The 16,033-nt window shown below is 71.1% G+C and carries 21 protein-coding genes; 6 read left to right on the forward strand and 15 right to left on the reverse strand.

The window, feature by feature from the left end; translation table 11 throughout:
* The first annotated feature begins 11 nt into the window (after positions 1 to 11).
* The gene (locus tag ACIP8Z_RS12890; RefSeq protein WP_402082272.1) at positions 12 to 1,571 is read left to right on the forward strand and encodes a CocE/NonD family hydrolase; all 1,560 of its coding nucleotides are present in this window, start codon (positions 12 to 14) and stop codon (positions 1,569 to 1,571) included.
* Between the two features lie 37 nt (positions 1,572 to 1,608).
* Here ACIP8Z_RS12890 and ACIP8Z_RS12895 read toward each other — a convergent pair whose 3' ends face one another.
* The 9 genes from ACIP8Z_RS12895 to ACIP8Z_RS12935 form a co-directional block, all read right to left on the reverse strand.
* The gene (locus ACIP8Z_RS12895) at positions 1,609 to 2,466 is read right to left on the reverse strand and encodes an amino acid ABC transporter permease (protein ID WP_402082274.1); all 858 of its coding nucleotides are present in this window, start codon (positions 2,464 to 2,466) and stop codon (positions 1,609 to 1,611) included.
* Positions 2,463 to 3,107 (reverse strand): amino acid ABC transporter permease, encoded by a 645-nt coding sequence (locus ACIP8Z_RS12900; protein ID WP_402082276.1) that lies wholly within the window; start codon positions 3,105 to 3,107, stop codon positions 2,463 to 2,465. The genes ACIP8Z_RS12895 and ACIP8Z_RS12900 overlap by 4 nt, the downstream gene beginning before the upstream one ends.
* 18 nt (positions 3,108 to 3,125) lie before the next feature.
* Complete coding sequence (locus ACIP8Z_RS12905) at positions 3,126 to 4,052, reverse strand: glutamate ABC transporter substrate-binding protein (protein ID WP_402082279.1); 927 nt, start codon at positions 4,050 to 4,052, stop codon at positions 3,126 to 3,128.
* A 14-nt stretch (positions 4,053 to 4,066) separates the two neighbouring features.
* The gene (locus ACIP8Z_RS12910) at positions 4,067 to 4,813 is read right to left on the reverse strand and encodes an amino acid ABC transporter ATP-binding protein (RefSeq protein WP_402082282.1); all 747 of its coding nucleotides are present in this window, start codon (positions 4,811 to 4,813) and stop codon (positions 4,067 to 4,069) included.
* A gap of 160 nt (positions 4,814 to 4,973) precedes the next feature.
* Complete coding sequence (locus tag ACIP8Z_RS12915) at positions 4,974 to 5,417, reverse strand: DUF6278 family protein (protein WP_383857176.1); 444 nt, start codon at positions 5,415 to 5,417, stop codon at positions 4,974 to 4,976.
* Positions 5,418 to 5,499: 82 nt separating this feature from the next.
* Positions 5,500 to 6,279, reverse strand: coding sequence for an exodeoxyribonuclease III (locus tag ACIP8Z_RS12920; protein WP_402082284.1), 780 nt, complete (start codon positions 6,277 to 6,279; stop codon positions 5,500 to 5,502).
* 78 nt (positions 6,280 to 6,357) lie between these two features.
* Positions 6,358 to 6,993: an MBL fold metallo-hydrolase gene (locus tag ACIP8Z_RS12925; RefSeq protein WP_402082287.1), complete on the reverse strand. Its 636-nt coding sequence runs from the start codon at positions 6,991 to 6,993 to the stop codon at positions 6,358 to 6,360.
* A gap of 9 nt (positions 6,994 to 7,002) precedes the next feature.
* Positions 7,003 to 8,253 (reverse strand): alpha/beta fold hydrolase, encoded by a 1,251-nt coding sequence (locus ACIP8Z_RS12930; RefSeq protein WP_402082289.1) that lies wholly within the window; start codon positions 8,251 to 8,253, stop codon positions 7,003 to 7,005.
* A gap of 69 nt (positions 8,254 to 8,322) precedes the next feature.
* On the reverse strand, positions 8,323 to 9,153 hold the full coding sequence (locus ACIP8Z_RS12935) for a glycoside hydrolase domain-containing protein (protein WP_402082292.1): 831 nt from the start codon (positions 9,151 to 9,153) through the stop codon (positions 8,323 to 8,325).
* A gap of 186 nt (positions 9,154 to 9,339) precedes the next feature.
* Here ACIP8Z_RS12935 and ACIP8Z_RS12940 point away from each other — a divergent pair, with 186 nt between their 5' ends.
* The gene (locus ACIP8Z_RS12940) at positions 9,340 to 9,534 is read left to right on the forward strand and encodes a lipopolysaccharide assembly protein LapA domain-containing protein (protein ID WP_245234595.1); all 195 of its coding nucleotides are present in this window, start codon (positions 9,340 to 9,342) and stop codon (positions 9,532 to 9,534) included.
* Positions 9,535 to 9,546: 12 nt separating this feature from the next.
* On the opposite strand, the gene ACIP8Z_RS12945 is transcribed toward ACIP8Z_RS12940, so the two are convergent.
* The 6 genes from ACIP8Z_RS12945 to rpmG all read right to left on the reverse strand — a co-directional run bounded on the left by ACIP8Z_RS12945 (position 9,547) and on the right by rpmG (position 13,864).
* Positions 9,547 to 10,437, reverse strand: a complete 891-nt coding sequence (locus tag ACIP8Z_RS12945; protein WP_402082295.1) for a YhjD/YihY/BrkB family envelope integrity protein — start codon at positions 10,435 to 10,437, stop codon at positions 9,547 to 9,549.
* Between the two features lie 27 nt (positions 10,438 to 10,464).
* Positions 10,465 to 11,760, reverse strand: coding sequence for a hypothetical protein (locus ACIP8Z_RS12950; protein ID WP_402082297.1), 1,296 nt, complete (start codon positions 11,758 to 11,760; stop codon positions 10,465 to 10,467).
* 210 nt (positions 11,761 to 11,970) lie between these two features.
* The gene (rpsR, locus tag ACIP8Z_RS12955) at positions 11,971 to 12,207 is read right to left on the reverse strand and encodes a 30S ribosomal protein S18 (protein WP_402082300.1); all 237 of its coding nucleotides are present in this window, start codon (positions 12,205 to 12,207) and stop codon (positions 11,971 to 11,973) included.
* A gap of 34 nt (positions 12,208 to 12,241) precedes the next feature.
* Positions 12,242 to 13,393 (reverse strand): CobW family GTP-binding protein, encoded by a 1,152-nt coding sequence (locus ACIP8Z_RS12960; protein ID WP_402082303.1) that lies wholly within the window; start codon positions 13,391 to 13,393, stop codon positions 12,242 to 12,244.
* A complete protein-coding gene (locus tag ACIP8Z_RS12965; RefSeq protein ID WP_383857153.1) occupies positions 13,393 to 13,638 on the reverse strand; it encodes a type B 50S ribosomal protein L31 in 246 nt (81 codons plus the stop codon). The genes ACIP8Z_RS12960 and ACIP8Z_RS12965 overlap by 1 nt, the downstream gene beginning before the upstream one ends.
* A 61-nt stretch (positions 13,639 to 13,699) precedes the next feature.
* Positions 13,700 to 13,864 carry a 50S ribosomal protein L33 gene (gene rpmG / locus ACIP8Z_RS12970; protein ID WP_209497550.1) on the reverse strand — a complete coding sequence of 55 codons (165 nt, stop codon included), beginning with the start codon at positions 13,862 to 13,864 and terminating at the stop codon, positions 13,700 to 13,702.
* A 77-nt stretch (positions 13,865 to 13,941) separates the two neighbouring features.
* On the opposite strand from rpmG, the gene rpmB reads away from it, so the two are divergent.
* From rpmB to ACIP8Z_RS12990, 4 genes are all read left to right on the forward strand, one after another.
* Positions 13,942 to 14,178: a 50S ribosomal protein L28 gene (rpmB, locus tag ACIP8Z_RS12975; RefSeq protein WP_402082305.1), complete on the forward strand. Its 237-nt coding sequence runs from the start codon at positions 13,942 to 13,944 to the stop codon at positions 14,176 to 14,178.
* Positions 14,178 to 14,483: a 30S ribosomal protein S14 gene (gene rpsN, locus ACIP8Z_RS12980; RefSeq protein ID WP_402082307.1), complete on the forward strand. Its 306-nt coding sequence runs from the start codon at positions 14,178 to 14,180 to the stop codon at positions 14,481 to 14,483. The genes rpmB and rpsN overlap by 1 nt, the downstream gene beginning before the upstream one ends.
* Positions 14,484 to 14,809: 326 nt before the next feature.
* Positions 14,810 to 15,391, forward strand: a complete 582-nt coding sequence (locus ACIP8Z_RS12985; RefSeq protein WP_402082310.1) for an RNA polymerase sigma factor — start codon at positions 14,810 to 14,812, stop codon at positions 15,389 to 15,391.
* Between the two features lie 39 nt (positions 15,392 to 15,430).
* Entirely contained in the window at positions 15,431 to 15,805 is a 375-nt protein-coding gene (locus ACIP8Z_RS12990; protein WP_383857141.1) for a hypothetical protein, read from the forward strand.
* Positions 15,806 to 16,033: the final 228 nt, after the last annotated feature.

Genomic DNA, 16,033 nt, shown 5'->3' on the forward strand with positions numbered 1-16,033 from the left:
AGGAGTGACCCGTGCGACGCACACCCCTGACCCTCGCCGTCTCGGCCGCCCTCGTGGCCGGGACGGCCCTCGGGTTCGCACCCGCCGCCCAGGCCGGAGAGACCGCCGGCACCGGCATCCGCTTCGTCGACATCGTCGGGGAGGGCGGCACCGTCCTCAAGGCGAACGTCGTCACCCCCGCCGGGTCCACCGACACCACCCGCCACCCCCTGATCGTGCTGCCCACGAGCTGGGCCATGCCCCAGGTCGAGTACCTCGCCCAGGCCAAGCTGCTCGCCGACTCGGGCTACATCGTGGTGAGTTACAACTCGCGCGGCTTCTGGCAGTCCGGCGGCGAGATCGAGACCGCAGGACCCAAGGACATCGCCGACGCCTCCAAGGTGATCGACTGGGCACTCGCCAACACCGCCGCCGACCCCGGCCACATCGGCATGGCGGGTGTCTCGTACGGCGCGGGGATCAGCCTGCTCGCCGCCGCCCATGACCCGCGGATCAAGGCCGTCGCCGCGCTCAGCGGCTGGGCCGACCTCATCGAGTCCATCTACAGCGGCCGCACCCAGCACGTCCAGGCCGCCGCCCTGCTCGGTGGCGCCGGCTACCTCACCGGCCGCCCCGGACCCGAACTCAAGCAGATCCTGGGCGACTTCCTCTCCTCCAACCTGGACAAGGAGGAGGACATGATCGCCTGGGGCCGCAAGCGATCCCCCGTCGAGCAGCTGGACCGGATCAACGCCAACGGCGCCGCGATCATGCTCGGGAACGCCTGGGGCGACACCATCTTCCCGCCCAACCAGTACGCGAGCTTCTACGAGAAGCTCACCGGCCCCAAGCGGCTGGAGTTCCGCCCCGGCGACCACGCCACCGCCGAGGCCACCGGCCTGTTCGGGCTGCCCAACGACACCTGGACCAGCGCCCACCGCTGGTTCGACCGCTACCTCAAGGGCGTCGACAACGGCATCGACCGCGAGCAGCCCGTCCAGCTCAAGTCCCGCTCCACCGGCGGATACGAGGGCTACCCCGACTGGAAGTCCGTCCACGCGAACCAGCGGACGTTCGACCTCGGCGGTACGCAGCGGGTCCGGGCGAACATCGACTCCGGTGCCAACGGCGGCATCACCCTGCTCACCAACGCCCTGGACCAGTTCCTCCGCACCCCGCCCGTCGTCTCCGTCCCCCTCCTCCCCCGCGCCTTCGCCGGCGTCTGGCAGTCGGAGCGGTACGACTCCCCGCAGCGGGTGCGCGGCACCGTGAAGGTGCACACCACCGTCACCTCCACCGAGGAGAGCGGCACCCTCGTCGCGTACCTCTACGACGTGGGCCCGCTCGGCGTCGGCAAGCTCGTGAGCAACGCCCCGTACACCTTCCACGACCGGACCCCGGGCGAGGCGTTCGGCGTCGATCTGGAGCTGTTCTCCACGGCGTACGACGTCCCGGCGGGACACCGGCTCGCGCTGGTCGTCGACACCGTCGACCCGCTCTACATCGAGCACAACCCGACCGGCGCGCAGCTGACCTTCTCCTCCCCCTCGGCCGACCCGTCGTACGTGTCGGTACCGTTGCGGAAGGAGTGATCACCGGCTGCTGCCGGGCGGGTGCGGCCCTCGCTCGCTACTGCGGTCCCGGCAGCAGCGTCTCTGGTTCGGCCTGGTCCACGTCCACGGCCTTCGTCTTCGGGCTGCGGCGCTCTCTGCGGGCCACCCAGGTGGCGAACCAGGAGAGCAGCATGCACATCCCGATGTAGATCGGTGAGATCACCAGGACGACCGGGATGAACGGCAGGTCGTAGTCCAGGTCGGAGGCGATCAGTTTGCCCGCGTGGAGGAACTCCTCGTAGGTGATGAGGAATCCGAGCGAGGTGTCCTTGAGGGCGACCACCAGCTGGCTGATGATGGCCGGGAGCATCGCGCGGACGGCCTGGGGCACCAGGACGTAGGTCATGACCTGCGTCTTGCGCATGCCGAGGGCGTACGCGGCCTCGCCCTGGCCGCGTGCCACGGAGTGAATGCCGGTGCGGAAGACCTCCGCGAGGACGGAGCCGTTGTAGAGGGTGAGCCCGGCGACGAGTGCGGGCAGGGCCTGCACCTGGAGCGCCACGAAGATGAAGAAGATCATCACGAGGACGGGCATGGCACGGAAGAACTCGACGAGCAGGGTCGAGACCCAGCGGAGCACCCGGTGGTCGGAGAGGCGCCCGGTGGCGAGGACCGCGCCGAGGGCGAGGGACAGCACCGAGGCGTAGGCGAAGGCCTTGAGGGTGTTGCCGAGGCCTTCGAGCAGCAGCTCCTGGATGCCCTCGTACAGGAAGGGCGACCACTTGGTGGAGGTGAACTGCTCGTTGGCGAAGAGGAGATAGAGGATCCAGCCGACCAGCGCGAGGAGCACGACGGTGGACGCGACGCCGTAGAGGAGGTGGCGCCGCCGGGCGTGCGGTCCGGGGATGTCGTAGAGGGCGGTGGAATCGGTCATCGGGCGACTCCCCAGCGCTTCTCGAGGACGTTGAAGAGGGCGCTGATGGTGAGGGTGATGATGAGGTATCCCACGGCGATCCAGACGAAGGTCCAGACGATGTTGTAGCCGAGTTCGCTCAAGGTCTTGTAGGTGCCCAGGAGTTCGGTGACGCTGAACGCGCCGGCGATGGCCGAGTTCTTGGCGAGGGCGATCAGGGTGGAGCCGATCGGCGGGATCACCGTACGGAAGGCCTGCGGCAGGACGACCGTGCCGAGGGACTGGGTGAAGCTCATCCCCAGACTGCGGGCGGCCTCGCCCTGGCCTCGCGGCACCGTGTTGATGCCGGAGCGCAGCACCTCGCAGATGAAGGCCGAGGTGTAGCAGCCGAGCGCGAGGACCGCGAACAGCTTGAAGGGCAGCACGAGTCCGAACCGGGGCAGGCCCAGCATGACGGCGAAGAAGAGCAGGGTCAGCGGGGTGTTGCGCAGGACGGTGACCCAGACCGTGCCGAAGACCCGGAAGGATCCCACGGGCGCGACCCGGAACGAGGCCATGAGGAAGCCCAGGACCAACGCCAAAGCCGAGGCGTAGACGGTGAGTTCGACGGTTCCGAGGAATCCCTCGGCATAGAGCGAGAAGTTGTCGGTCAGGACGTCCATGTCGGGAGGCTCCTCTCGTCAGCTCGCGGGATAGCGGTCGATGGGGGGCGGTGTCGGGGCCGGGACCCCGGAGAGGCCGAGGGTGGCGTCGTAGGCCTTCTTCCAGTCGCCGTTCTTCTCGTGGGCGGCGAGGGCGTCGTCGAGGGCGAAGCGCAGGGCGTTGTCACCGCGCGGGACGCCGATGCCGTACGGCTCCTCGGAGAAGGGTTTCCCGACGACCTTGAGTTCGTCCGGGACCTTGGCTGCGTAGCCCATGAGGATGGTGTCGTCGGTGGTGACCGCGTCGACCTGGTAGGTCAGCAGGTTGTCCACGCAGGCGGAGTACGTGTCGTAGGCGACGAGTTCGGCCCTCGGGTAGTCCTTCTCGATGCGCTGGTACGGGGTGGAGCCGGCGGCCGAGCAGACCCGCTTGCCGGCCAGGTCCTGGGGGCCGTCGATGTCGTTCTCGTCGGTGCGGACCAGGAGGGACTGGCCGGCCATGTAGTAGGGCCCGGCGAAGCCGACGAGCTTCTTGCGGTTGTCGTTGATGGTGTAGGTGCCGACGTAGTAGTCGATCTGCCCGTTCTGCAGGGCGGTTTCGCGGTTGGCCGAGGCGATCGTGCGGAAGTCGACGCCGGCCGGGTCGAAGCCGAGGGAGGCCGCCATCATCTTGGCGATCTCGATGTCGAAGCCGGAGTACCGGCCGGTGGCCGGGTCCTTCTCCCCCATGTACGGCTGGTCCTCCTTGGCGCCGACGACGAGACGGCCGCGCTTCCTCGCCCGGTTCCAGGTGCTGGAGTCCGGCAGGGTGAAGCCGGACTGGACCTGGTAGACGGGGAGTTGGTCGGGCTGGGGGCCTTTGACGGGCGGGCTGCCCTCCTTGCCGCAGCCGGCCAGCGCCGCCGTCAGGGCGAGCAGCACGGCGAGCACGGCCGGGACGCGGTGCGGGCGGTGCGTACGCTGCATGGTTCCCACCCCGCTCAGTGCTTGAGGATCTTGGACAGGAAGTCCTTGGCGCGCTCGCTGCGCGGGGCGGTGAAGAAGTCCTCCGGAGCGCGGTCCTCGACGATCTTCCCGTCGGCCATGAAGACGACCCGGTTGGCTGCGGAGCGGGCGAAGCCCATCTCGTGGGTGACGACCACCATCGTCATTCCCTCGTGGGCGAGTTGCTGCATGACCTCCAGGACCTCGTTGATCATCTCGGGGTCGAGGGCCGAGGTCGGCTCGTCGAAGAGCAGCGCCTTGGGGTCCATGGCCAGGGCGCGGGCGATCGCCACGCGCTGCTGCTGGCCGCCGGAGAGCTGGGCCGGGTACTTGTCGGCGTGCGCGGCGAGTCCGACCCGGTCGAGGAGTGCGCGTGAACGCCGGTCGGCCTCCTCCTTCTTGCGCTTGCGGACCTTGATCTGCGCGAGGGAGACGTTGGCGAGGACGGTCTTGTGCGCGAAGAGGTTGAACGACTGGAAGACCATGCCGACCTCGGCGCGCAGCCGGGCGAGCGCCTTGCCCTCCTCGGGGAGGGGTTGTCCGTCGATGACGATCTCGCCCGACTCCACGCTCTCCAGTCGGTTCATCGCCCGGCAGAGGGTGGACTTGCCCGATCCGGACGGGCCGATGACGACGACCACCTCCCCCCGGCCGACGGTGAGATCGATGGACTGGAGGACGTGCAACGTGCCGAAGTGCTTGTTGACGCCACGCAGTTCGATCAGCGGATCGACGACGGCCATACGCTGCCCTGCCCCATTTCTCAGCGGTGTCGAGTCAGCGCAAACTATCCACCAGAAAAGGGACTTCACGCCCGACACGCATGAAACCGCAATAAGCCGTATTTACTGCAAAAGGGTGGCGGGAGCGGGGTGCGGAACCGGCCGGAGCGGGGCGGCGGACTCAGTACTCGGCGGCCTCGGCGTACATCTGGGAGAGCTCCGGCGAGCCCGTCATCGCCCAGTCGAGACCGGCCTCGACGACCTGGATCTCCCGGCCGGAGGCGAGCCGCACCACCGGGCCGCCGCCGGGCCACACCTGCCAGCGCGCGCCGGGCACGTTCCGCACGATCACGGTGCCGAGGTAGAGCCCCGCGTCGTTCCCGATCCAGGGAAGCTCCTCCGGGTCGTCGCGCCAGCGGGGCGGCAGCTGGTCGAGCTCCTGGAGGGAACGCGGGGTGTCGTCGAGTGCCACCCCGGACTGCGCCACACGGGCGCGCAGCAGCTCGCACTCGGCGAGCAGCTCGGCCACCCCGTCGGGGTCACGGTCGAAGGCCGCGGCCAGCGGGGACCCGGCCGGCTCGGGTACGTGCCGCTTGCGCCAGTTGTCCAGGAATGGAATGTTCATCCGAACAGCCTCGCACCGTCACCTCCCGGTCGACCACCCGGCGCGCGGAGATCGTTCCACCGCCGGGTGCGTACCCCGTCCGCTACACGTCGAGGTCGACCACGACGGGCGCGTGGTCCGAGGCGCCCTTGCCCTTTCGCTCCTCACGGTCCACGTAGCCGTCCGTGACGGCCTCGGCGAAGGGCTTGTTGCCGTAGACCAGGTCGATGCGCATGCCCCGGTTCTTCGGGAAGCAGAGCTGGCGGTAGTCCCAGTACGTGAACGGGTGGTCGTACTTGAGGGGGCGCGGGACCACGTCGGCCAGACCGGTCTCGCGGAGGCCGGCGAGCGCGGCCCGCTCGGGCTCCGTCACATGCGTCAGGCCCTCGAAGGCCGACCGGTCCCAGACGTCGTCGTCGGTCGGCGCGATGTTGTAGTCGCCGAGGACCGCGAAGGGCCGGTCCCCCGCCGCGTCCTCGGCGACGGCCGCCTTCAGGGCCTCCAGCCAGCGCAGCTTGTAGGCGTAGTGCTCGTGCTCGACCTCCCGGCCGTTCGGCACGTACACCGACCAGACGCGGACCGGGCCGCAGGTCGCGGAGATCGCCCGCGGCTCCTCGGCCCCGTCGTACTCCGGGCCGCCGGGCAGACCCGTGACCACGTCCGCGAGGCCGACTCGGGAGACCAGGGCCACGCCGTTCCACCGGCCCGTGGCGTTGACCACGGACTCGTACCCGAGGGCGCGCAGCTCCTCGGTGGGGAACTGCTCGGCGGTGCACTTGGTCTCCTGGATGCACAGCACGTCCGTGCCGCTGCTCTCCAGCCAGGCGAGGAGTCGGGGCAGCCGGGCGGTGATCGAATTGACGTTCCAGGTGGCGATGCGCATGGGCGCAAGCCTACGTGCGGGGTCCGACAATCGACGCCGTGCCGGGCTGGAGCGGCCCCGGGGGCCCGGCGGACGGGCTCAGAGCTCGGCCGAGGCGCCGGGGGCGAGCCGCTGGTGGTCGGTGCCGCCGAGCGCGCCGATCTGGCGGTCGTAGATGGGCCGGGCGAGGTCCGTGAGCAGGGCGTCGTGGATGTCGTACGCGCGGCGCGGCCCGACCTCGCGCACGTAGTCGATGACCTCGGAGATCTTGTTCCACGGGGCCATGACGGGGAGCAGCAGCGTGTCCACGGGGTGGTCGGGCACGGTGAGCGCGTCGCCGGGGTGGAAGACCGCGCCGCCGTCGACGAGGTATCCGACGTTGGTGATGCGCGGGATGTCGGGGTGGATCACGGCGTGCAGCTCGCCGTGCACCTGGACGTCGAACCCGGCGGCGGTGAACGTGTCGCCGTGCCCGACGGTGTGCACGCGGCCGGGGAAGGCCGCCGAGAGCTGGTCGGCGACGCTGCGCAGCGTCCAGATCTCGGCGGCCGGGTTGGCCTCCAGGGCGGCGCGCAGGCGGCCCTCGTCGAAGTGGTCGGGGTGCTCGTGGGTCACGAGCAGGGCGTCGGCCCCGAGGACCGCGTCCTCCTCGGTGAACATGCCGGGGTCGAGGACGAGCGTCCGCCCGTCCTTCTCCAGCCGCACGCACGCGTGGGACTTCTTCGTCAGCTTCACGGGGCCAGGCTACGCCGGGGGCGTCGTCTCCTCCGCGACGACCCTGGCGATCACCCGCAGCGCGGTCTCGGCGGCCGGGAAGCCGCAGTACACGCCCGCGTGGAGCACGATCTCGCGGAGCTCCTCGGCGGACAGGCCGTTGCGGAGGGCCGCGCGGGTGTGGTCGGCGAGGGCCTCCCGGTGGCCTCCGGCGATGAGGGCCGTGAGGGTGACGACGCTCCGGGTGCGCCGGTCGAGACCGTCCCGGCTCCAGACCTCGCCCCAGGCGTACCGGGTGACGAGGTCCTGGAAGGCACCGTCGGCGTCGTCGGAGAGGGCCTGGTCCACATGGGCGTCGCCGAGGACCTCGCGCCGCAGCCCGAGCCCCTTCTCGTACGGGTCGGGGCGGCCGGCCTCGGCGGGCTCGGCGTCCGGGACCGGCTCGGCGGCGGGCACCGGGGCGGCGGGCAGCGGCGGCACGGTCAGGGTGCCGCTGGTGTCCGGGGCCGTACCGGCGAAGTGCTCGATGAGCAGGTCGGTGACGGCGGCGGGCTGCTCGACGGGCGCCAGGTGCGAGGCGCCGGGGACGACGGCGAGCCGGGCGTCGGCGATCCCCGCCACCAGGGTGCGGGCCTCGGCGGGGCCGGTGACCTGGTCCTCCGAGCCGACGAGGACGAGGGCCGGGATGGCGATCCGGTCGAGGGCCTCCCGCACGTCGAAGACGGCGAGGGCCTCGCAGGCGGCGATGTAGCAGGCGGGGTCGGTCGTCCGGACCATCTGCACGGCCCAGTCCACGATCGCGGGCTGCGCGCCGGCGAACACCGAGGTGAACCACTGCTCGGGGGCGGTGCGGGCCATCGGCTCCAGGCCGTTGGCGCGCACGATGACACCGCGCTGGCGGAACTCGTCGGCGCTGCCGAACCGGGGCGAGGTGGCGACCAGGGCGAGGGAGGCGACCCGGTGGGGCGCGCGCAGGGCCAGATCGAGGCCGACGGCGCCGCCGAGGGAACAGCCCGCGTACCCGAAGCGCTGGACGCCGATCGCGTCGAGGGTGGCGAGGAGCCGGTCACCGAGTTCGGCGACGGAGGTGAAGGGCTCTGCGGGCGCCCCGCCGTGCCCGGGGAGGTCGAAACGGACGACCCGCCAGTCCCGGGTGAGCTCCGGTATCTGCCGGTCCCACATGTGCCATGTGGTGCCCAGTGAGGGGCCCAGGACGAGCACGGGAGCCTCTTCGTGCCCGTCGACGCGGTATTGCAGGGTGTTCGGTGATGTCTCGCTCACCCGCTAGACCCTCTCATCTCTCGCGGCGGCTCCTTCGACCGGGGGCCCGGCTGTGCCGGTCCGGCCCGGTCAGCCGATGATGGCGACCGGGGCGTCCCAGGCGTTGCGGTCGACGGTGATGGTGTGGCCGCCGCGGGTCTCCCTGCTGTTGGCCTTGTACTGGTGGCCGCGGCTGTGGTCGGTGTACAGCTTCGGGTCCCAGGGCCAGTCCTTGGTGGTGGTCTCCTGGCCGTTCCACAGGGCGTACCAGAGGTTTCCCGGCAGGTCCGTGCGGTTCTTGGCGGTGGCGATCGCCTTGGCGCCGGAGCCGCTGAAGCCGTAGAGGCCGGCGCGGTAGGTCTTGGCGCGCAGGGTCTTGGTGAAGGAGCGCACGTAGGTCAGGGTGGCGTCGTTGCACGCCTTGTCGGCGATGTCGTACGACTCCATGTTGAGGTAGATCGGGCTGCCGGCCTTCATGCCGAGCGCCGACGCCTTGGCGACCGCGTCGTTGGCGTTGCTCACCCCGACCGAGGCGGCCGAGGCCGCGGTGAACCGCTCCTTGTTCCCGCTCTTCTGGCAGGGCGGCTGGGCCCCGACGTAGAGCGGGACGACGCGCCAGCCGAGGGTGTCCACCGACTTCACCCAGGACCTCGTCAGGTTGGGCTGGGCGCAGCCGCGGTTCCTCCCGCCGATGTAGACCGCGACGCCGCCGTAGTACGCGTCCTTCTTCCACGCCTTCATGGCGGTGAGCGAGGGCGCCGTGCAGGCGTCGAACGCCCGGCCCGTGTAGGTCTTCTGCGCCGGCCATGCCGGTGCCGCCATCGAGGTCTGCGCCGCGATCCCGGCGCCGGCCACGACGGCGACGCCCGTCGCCGCCCACGCGATGTGACGACCTCTTCTGGACAACCGGTGCTTCGGCATTCCCCACCCCACCCGACTTCTGGCTCTGGAGCGGTTCAGCCTATAGCCCGCTCCGAGGGGGTTGAGCAGGTCATACGTGTGGCCCGATCGACCGGACGGCCCTGTCGGTCGATAATGGGACCTATGCGCCAGAAAACCGCAGGGAAGCCGCATGAGCCCTCGACCTTGACGGTCAAGGGACGGGACATGCGTGTGCGCACCATCGGTTTCGTGATTCTCGCCGCCCTGGCCATCTGGTTCATCGCGGCCAACACCGGTTCGATCACCGTCAGGCTCTGGATCCCGACGGTCACCCTCCCGCTGTGGATCGTCCTCACCGTCACCCTTCTCGTGGGCATCGTCCTCGGCCTGCTGATCGCCCGGCGCCGCGCACAGCGCTGATCCGCGCGCGGCTCAGCGGCCCGGCTCCGCCGAGGGGGTCGCGCCCCCGTCCGCCGTCCCGCCCGGCGCCTCTGTCCTCGGCCCGAGGTAGTGGCTCAGGGGCGGCTCCTGGGCCAGTACCGCTCCGATGGTGAACGCGAAGGTGATCCCCGCGCACACGACGATCAGCCAGGACAGCATCGTGAGGACGAGGCCGAGGGATCCGTACTCCCCCAGCGCCCTGTTGAGCGCGGTGGGCATGTACACCCGGGCCGTCAGGGCCAGGGCGCTCGTCGCCGCGGCCGCCAGGATCGCGCCGGGGAGCAGCGGCAGCCACGGAACGCGCTTGGCGAGCAGCAGGTGCTGTGTCCACATCCAGATGCCCACGCTCACGAGGAAGAAGACCGGCACCCCGACCCACAGGCCCGCGCCGAAGCCGTCCCGCACCGGACCCTGTACGAGGACCACCAGGAACAGCGCGAGCAGCCACACCACCCACCGCCAGGCCGCGACCCGGGTCTTTGCCTTGGGCAGGGCCCAGGCCCGCTCGCAGACCCTCGCCATGGCCCGGCTGAAGCTGGTGGCGGAGGCCAGCGCGATGACCAGACCGACGGCACCGGTAGCCTCCCGCAGCTCTTCGTCGGTGGAGCCGCCCAGGACCTGCTCCAGCTCGACGTCGGAGCGTCCGGTCAGCCCGAACATGGCACGCAGGGAATCCCGCAGCTGGTCACGTACGGAGGCCGGGGCGAACGCCGCGACGGCGAACAGCAGCGGTACGGCCGCCAGGAAGGCCTGAGCCGCGAGCCGGGTCCCCGCGTCCAGCAGGTTCCCGCCCAGCAGGCGGCTCGCGATCTCGGTCAGGACGGGCAGCCGCTCCTCCGCGCTCGCGCGCAGATGCCGCCATCGTGCCGCCCAGCGCGCCATCCGGGCTCCTCCGGGCATCCGCCCGCCCTAGGTCCGGACGGACGCTTCCTCGTCGGCGTCCGCGGGCCTCGCCCCGAGGAACCCGACCACCGCGAAGACGAACAGCAGAGCCAGCGCGAGACCGACGACCACCCAGGCGGTGGGGTGGTCCCACAGGACGTACACGAGAACGGCGAGGGCCACCAGGATCCAGGTGATCCAGGTCCGGTACCGGCGGACGAAGGGGCCGACCGGGCCCGTCCGCAGACCGGCCCGGTCCGCGGCGGTACGGGTCGCGTCGATGCCGGAGTTCCACATGCGGCGGGTGACGACGGCGGGGCGACTGGGGCCGGTGAGCCAGGCAGCGAGGGCGACCACCAGGCCGAGGGTCACCACCATGCGGACCGTGGTGCGCAGGAAGTGGATCAGGGCGTCGTAGACGGACCCGGCGGCGGGCTGGGAGACGGTGTCGGGCAGGGCGTTGAGGTAGACCGTACGGAACACGGTCAGCGCGATGCCGAGGACGAGGGCCGCGACGGCGACACCGATCGCCGAGGCGATCACGGTGCGACGGCGATGGGTGGACAGCAGGACTCCCGCGACCACCAGCAGCACCGCGAGCACCGGCAGCCACAGCCCCATCACCTGAAGCAGGCGGAAGCCGGTCTTGACCTTGCCGATGTCGTCGGACTTGACGACCGTGAAGTCGGTGTGGATCTCCGGGATCTTGCCGGCCACGGTGAGTCCCGAGTCGACGAGCCGTTCCTTGACCCGGTCGATCACGGGCGCGAGGTCGACCGTGACGGTGTCGTTCTTGATCTGTACGGCTCCGTCGCCACTGCCCGTCAGGGCGCGGACGACCGAGGTGTGGACGGCCCGGTTGGCATCGGTCCAGACCGTCTCGAAGGCGTCCGACGCGACGACGTCCTGCGCCTTGTCGTGGACGAAGCTGCGGACCGCGCTCTCCAGGGAGCCGCCGAGCTTCCCCAGGGCCTTGGCGAGCAGCGGGCGCTGTTCGGGGGCGACCCCCTCCAGGAGGTCCTCCAGGTCGATGTGCTCCATCACCGCACCGGTGACCCGGTTGGCGACCGCCGCCTGCACGTCCGCGTCGGAGGCGAGCGGGGCGACCGTGGAGACGTACCGGTCGGTGTCGCCGACGATGTCGGAGGTCCAGGCGGCGACGATGCCGAGCGGAACGAGGAGGCATCCGATCACGATGAGCACGGCGGCCAGGAAGGAGCGGCCACGATGGCGAGGAGCGGGCCGGGCGGCCGCCTCCCCCTCCAGCGCGGCGACCCGCGCGCGCAGCGCGGCCAGCTCGTTCTGATTCTCGTCGTCGGGCACGGGTGCCTCCTCGCGGTGTACGCTCAGCCAATCCCGTCCGCGCGGTTCCGGCCAGGCAGGGCGGAGCGAACGGGTGAGAACACGCACCCGCGCCGCGGCCGGTCTCCCGCGGGCCCGGTATCCGGAGGTGACGGGCCCTGTCTGCCTCCCACGCACCGAGCCGCGCCCGCCGTCATCGGGACGGTGGGGGCGCGGCTCGTCGATCGGATCTCACCGGCTGACGTACGGCAGCAGTGCCATCTCACGGGCGTTCTTGATGGCGGCGGCGAGCTGCCGCTGCTGCTGGGCGGTGACCCGGGTGACGCGCCGGCTGCGGATCTTGCCGCGGTCCGAGATGAACTTCCGCAGCAGGTCGGTGTCCTTGTAGTCGATGTACGTGATCTTGGCGGCGTCCAGCGGGTTGGGGCGGGACTTCGGAGGCGTGCGGGGTTCCTGGCGGCGGGCCATGCGGGTTGTCCTTCCGGATCGGGTGGTTCGTGGGTCAGGCGGCGTCGAGGAGGGCATCGAAGGCGGCGGGCAGGCGCCTCCAGCCGTCCGGCCCGGACGCGTACTCCTCGTCCGTGAGCAGGCAGGAGTCGAGGAGCCGTTGCAGTCCTTCGCGGTCGAGCCCCGGCGAGGTGAAGACGAGGTGCTGGCAGCGGTCGCCGTGCTCGGGGTCCCAGTCCAGGGCGGCTGCGGCCCGGCGCATCGGCGGGACCAACTCCCAGGCGGCGTCCGGCAGGGAGACGAGCCACGGGCCGGCGCTCTCGACGCACAGCGCACCGCCCGCGGCGTCCCAGGCCAGCAGGGTGTCGGGGCGGTCGGCCAGCCAGAACCGGCCGCGGCTGCGCGCGGCGGCGCAGCACAGGTCCTCCAGCGCCGCGTACAGGCGCTCGGGGTGGAAGGGACGCCGGCGGTGCCAGACGAGTGTCGTGACACCGGCGTCGTCGGCGTCCTGCGGCAGCAGCGCGCACGCGGGGTGCTGCGCCGCGGCGGCGGCCTCGACGTCGAAGCCGGCGAAGGCGGCCACCGCCAGATCACCCGAGCCCGCCGCCACCCGGCGGGCGGTGGGGTGCAGCTGGGTGAGCAGCGCGTGGTCCTCCTCGTCGGCCTCCTCCGTGCCCACGAGGGCGAGGACCGGCGGGTACTCCAGCTGACGGGCGAAGGTGTCGCCGACGGTGCGCCGGTCGGTGGGGGCGGCGGCCAGGCCGGCTTCGGCGAGGTCGTCGCCATTGCCGAGGTACGGCAGCACCAGAGCCGGGTCCACCGCCGTGATCACGTTGCCGAGGGTGAGGCCGTCGCCGGCGTGGGCTGCGACGACCTCGGCCATCGCCTTCGGCTCGACGGAGTCCCACAGTTCGACCACGGCGAGCCGGGTCCGGCCCGCGCCGGCCAGCCGCTCCAGCTCCGGTACGAGGTCCTCGCGCAGCGCGCAGCACGCGCAGTCGTTGACGAGGGGCGTCCTGTCCTCGGACAGGAGCCCGCCCGCGTCGCGGACGAGGCGGCGCACCGTGCCGTCCGGCGCGGCCGTCAGGTCGTGGTGGAGGGCGACGCTGCCGGGGACGGTCCGCAGGAGACGGTCGACGACCTCCTTGCGGGCGTCCGAGTGGATCCCGGCGACGATCACGACGGGCAGCCGGGAATCCGGCGCCATCAGCGGGCCCCGTAGCGGCGCTCGAAGCGCTCGACGCGTCCGGCGGTGTCCATCACACGGGCGGTGCCCGTGTAGAAGGGGTGGCTCACCGAGGAGATCTCGACGTCGACGACCGGGTACGTCCGCCCGTCCTCCCACTCGATCGTCTTCTCGCTGGTGACGGTGGAGCGCGTGAGGAACGCGGAGCCGGAGGCGGTGTCGCGGAAGACGACGGGGCCGTAGGCGGGGTGGATGCCGGGCTTCATGGCAGGACCTTTCTTCAGTGCGGCAGGGGGTGCTCAGTCGCTTCTGCGCGGCAGGGCGTGCTCAGCGCTCTTCGCGGAAGTCGACGTGGCGGCGGGCCATCGGGTCGTACTTGCGCAGCACCAGCCGGTCGGGGTCGTTCCGCCGGTTCTTGCGGGTGACGTAGGTGAAGCCGGTGCCCGCGGTGGAGCGCAGCTTGATGACGGGGCGGAGTTCGTTGCGTGCCATGAGGCTAGTATATGGCAACGGTTTTCATTTCCAATAAGCGGGCCGACGACGGCCCCGGAGAGAGGCAGGTACCACCCATGTCCGCCCACTGCCAGCTGACCGGCGCCAAGCCGGGCTTCGGCAACTCGATCTCCCACTCCCACCGGCGCACCTCGCGGCGCTTCGACCCGAACATCCAGCACAAGCGCTACTGGCTGCCCAGCGAGGGCCGCACCGTCCGGCTGACGCTGAGCGCCCGGGCGATCAGGACGGTGGACTCGATCGGCATCGAGGCGGCCGTGGCCCGGATCCGGGCGCGCGGGGGGAAGGTCTGATGGCGAAGCGGAGCAAGATCGCGCGGAACGAGAGGCGCAAGGTGATCGTCGAGCGCCACGCCGCCAGGCGGGCCGAGCTGACGGAGATCATCCGCCGCCCGTCGTCGACCCCGGAGCAGCGCCTGGCCGCCCGGGAGGAACGGGACCGGCAGCCGCGCGACGCCAGCGCCACCCGGGTCCGCAACCGCGACAGCGTCGACGGCCGGCCCCGCGGCTACCTGCGCAGGTTCGGACTCTCCCGCGTCCGCACCCGGCAGCAGGCGCACGCCGGCTTCCTTCCCGGCGTCACCAAGTCCTCCTGGTAGTCGCCCTGAAGACTCCCGGCACAGGCTCCGACCTGGGACGACGCACACGCCGGGGGCCGGTGCCGCACCTCCTGGACGGCCCCCGAGCGGTGCGCGGCAAAAAAACTTCGGCCGCAGCTGAATCCTCTTGGGGGGTCGCCGTCTCTTATGTGTGTACCGGCCGAACGGGCCGGCGGAACAACAGGAGGAACACAATGGTCACGGCCCTCGTAGTCATCGGAGTCCTGCTCGTGGGCGCGTGCAGCTGGCACCTCATGCGGCGCTACAACAAGAGCCGAAGCTGACGAGTGCCTGCGCGCGGGGCACTCGCCGGGTATGAGTAGCACATGAACCAACGTTTCTCCTGGCCGGACGAGCGGCTGATCAAGGCTGCCCAGGACGGCGACGTCACGTCGCTCACCACCGTCGTCATGGAATCGCAGCCGCATGTGCGCAAGTTCGCCAAGTCGCTGTGCGCCTCGCCCCAGGACGCCGAGGACGCCGCGCAGGAGGCGCTGATCATCCTCTACCGGAAGATCGGCACCCTGCGGGCCACCGGTGCGCTCGCCTCATGGATGTTCCGGATCGTGCGCAACGAATGCCTCCGGCAGGTGCGGTTTCTCGTCCATCGCAACGACGAGCCGCCGACCGAGCCGGAGGCGTCCACTGAGCCGTCCGCCGAGGAAGCGGTGCTGCACAGGCTGGAGGTGGAGCGGATCGCGGCCGCGGTCGGCGCGCTGCCCCGCGACCAGCGGCAGGTCCTGATCATGCGGGACGTCCAGGGTCTGCCCGGCAGGACCGTCGCTCATTCCCTCGGTCTGAGCAACGCCGCGATGAAGTCCCGGCTGCACCGAGCACGCGCGACGGTACGTCAGTCACTGGAAGCGATCGACCAAGCACCCGAACAGGCCACCGACCAGGCGGCTTGATCGAGCCATCGACCACCCCGTCGGAGGAGAGTCACGACCGTGAACATCGTGAAGCCCGCACAGGGCGACCAGATCCGGGTCACCACGAAGGCCCCGGCGAACGACATGAACTTCGCCAGCAAGTCCGTCCCGCGCCACCTGGCGCGCGGCGTCATCGGCTTCGGGCTGATCATCGGCTCGATCGCCATGGTGCCCGTCGCCGGTCCGGCCACCCTGCTCGCGGCCCCGCTGGCTCTGATCGCCTTCCGCGGCTGCCCCACCTGCTGGATGGTCGGCCTGGCGCAGACGATCTCGCGCGGCCGGCTGGAGCGCCAGTGCGTGGACGGCGTCTGCACGCTCACCAAGGCGGACCCGGCGGCGAAGGCCGCGGGCGAGCCGGCGGCCGACAGAAACATCCCGGCCGCTTCCCGGTGACCGGTCCACGGCCCGACCGTGGACCGCGTGCCCCGCACCCGCCCGGCCCGTCGGCTTCCCCGCGGTCGCGGACCCAGGCTTTCCGGACTTCCGGCCCGGCTGATTCTCGCCCTTGTCGACCGACCTGGGCGAGGCCGCCGGGCCGGAAGGCGTGGGCTGTCGCAGGGCCGGCCGCTCTCTGGCGGCATACGCCTTCCGCGGCGGAAAAGCGCGTCCTGCACAAGTACG

Origin of the sequence: Streptomyces sp. NPDC088553 (assembly GCF_044752965.1) — a bacterium.
GTDB lineage: Bacteria > Actinomycetota > Actinomycetes > Streptomycetales > Streptomycetaceae > Streptomyces.

Bases quoted from the DNA above. Each gene is read 5' to 3' on its own strand.
- ACIP8Z_RS12960 (WP_402082303.1), bottom strand. From the start codon at position 13,393: ATGGCGCCGGATTCCCGGCTGCCCGTCGTGATCGTCGCCGGGATCCAC.
- ACIP8Z_RS12900 (WP_402082276.1), bottom strand. From the start codon at position 3,107: ATGGACGTCCTGACCGACAACTTCTCGCTCTATGCCGAGGGATTCCTC.
- ACIP8Z_RS12965 (WP_383857153.1), bottom strand. From the start codon at position 13,638: ATGAAGCCCGGCATCCACCCCGCCTACGGCCCCGTCGTCTTCCGCGAC.
- ACIP8Z_RS12935 (WP_402082292.1), bottom strand. From the start codon at position 9,153: ATGCCGAAGCACCGGTTGTCCAGAAGAGGTCGTCACATCGCGTGGGCG.
- ACIP8Z_RS12985 (WP_402082310.1), top strand. From the start codon at position 14,810: ATGAACCAACGTTTCTCCTGGCCGGACGAGCGGCTGATCAAGGCTGCC.
- ACIP8Z_RS12920 (WP_402082284.1), bottom strand. From the start codon at position 6,279: ATGCGCATCGCCACCTGGAACGTCAATTCGATCACCGCCCGGCTGCCC.
- ACIP8Z_RS12905 (WP_402082279.1), bottom strand. From the start codon at position 4,052: ATGCAGCGTACGCACCGCCCGCACCGCGTCCCGGCCGTGCTCGCCGTG.
- ACIP8Z_RS12910 (WP_402082282.1), bottom strand. From the start codon at position 4,813: ATGGCCGTCGTCGATCCGCTGATCGAACTGCGTGGCGTCAACAAGCAC.
- rpmG (WP_209497550.1), bottom strand. From the start codon at position 13,864: ATGGCACGCAACGAACTCCGCCCCGTCATCAAGCTGCGCTCCACCGCG.
- ACIP8Z_RS12915 (WP_383857176.1), bottom strand. From the start codon at position 5,417: ATGAACATTCCATTCCTGGACAACTGGCGCAAGCGGCACGTACCCGAG.
- ACIP8Z_RS12945 (WP_402082295.1), bottom strand. From the start codon at position 10,437: ATGGCGCGCTGGGCGGCACGATGGCGGCATCTGCGCGCGAGCGCGGAG.
- ACIP8Z_RS12940 (WP_245234595.1), top strand. From the start codon at position 9,340: ATGCGTGTGCGCACCATCGGTTTCGTGATTCTCGCCGCCCTGGCCATC.
- rpsR (WP_402082300.1), bottom strand. From the start codon at position 12,207: ATGGCCCGCCGCCAGGAACCCCGCACGCCTCCGAAGTCCCGCCCCAAC.
- ACIP8Z_RS12895 (WP_402082274.1), bottom strand. From the start codon at position 2,466: ATGACCGATTCCACCGCCCTCTACGACATCCCCGGACCGCACGCCCGG.
- rpmB (WP_402082305.1), top strand. From the start codon at position 13,942: ATGTCCGCCCACTGCCAGCTGACCGGCGCCAAGCCGGGCTTCGGCAAC.
- rpsN (WP_402082307.1), top strand. From the start codon at position 14,178: ATGGCGAAGCGGAGCAAGATCGCGCGGAACGAGAGGCGCAAGGTGATC.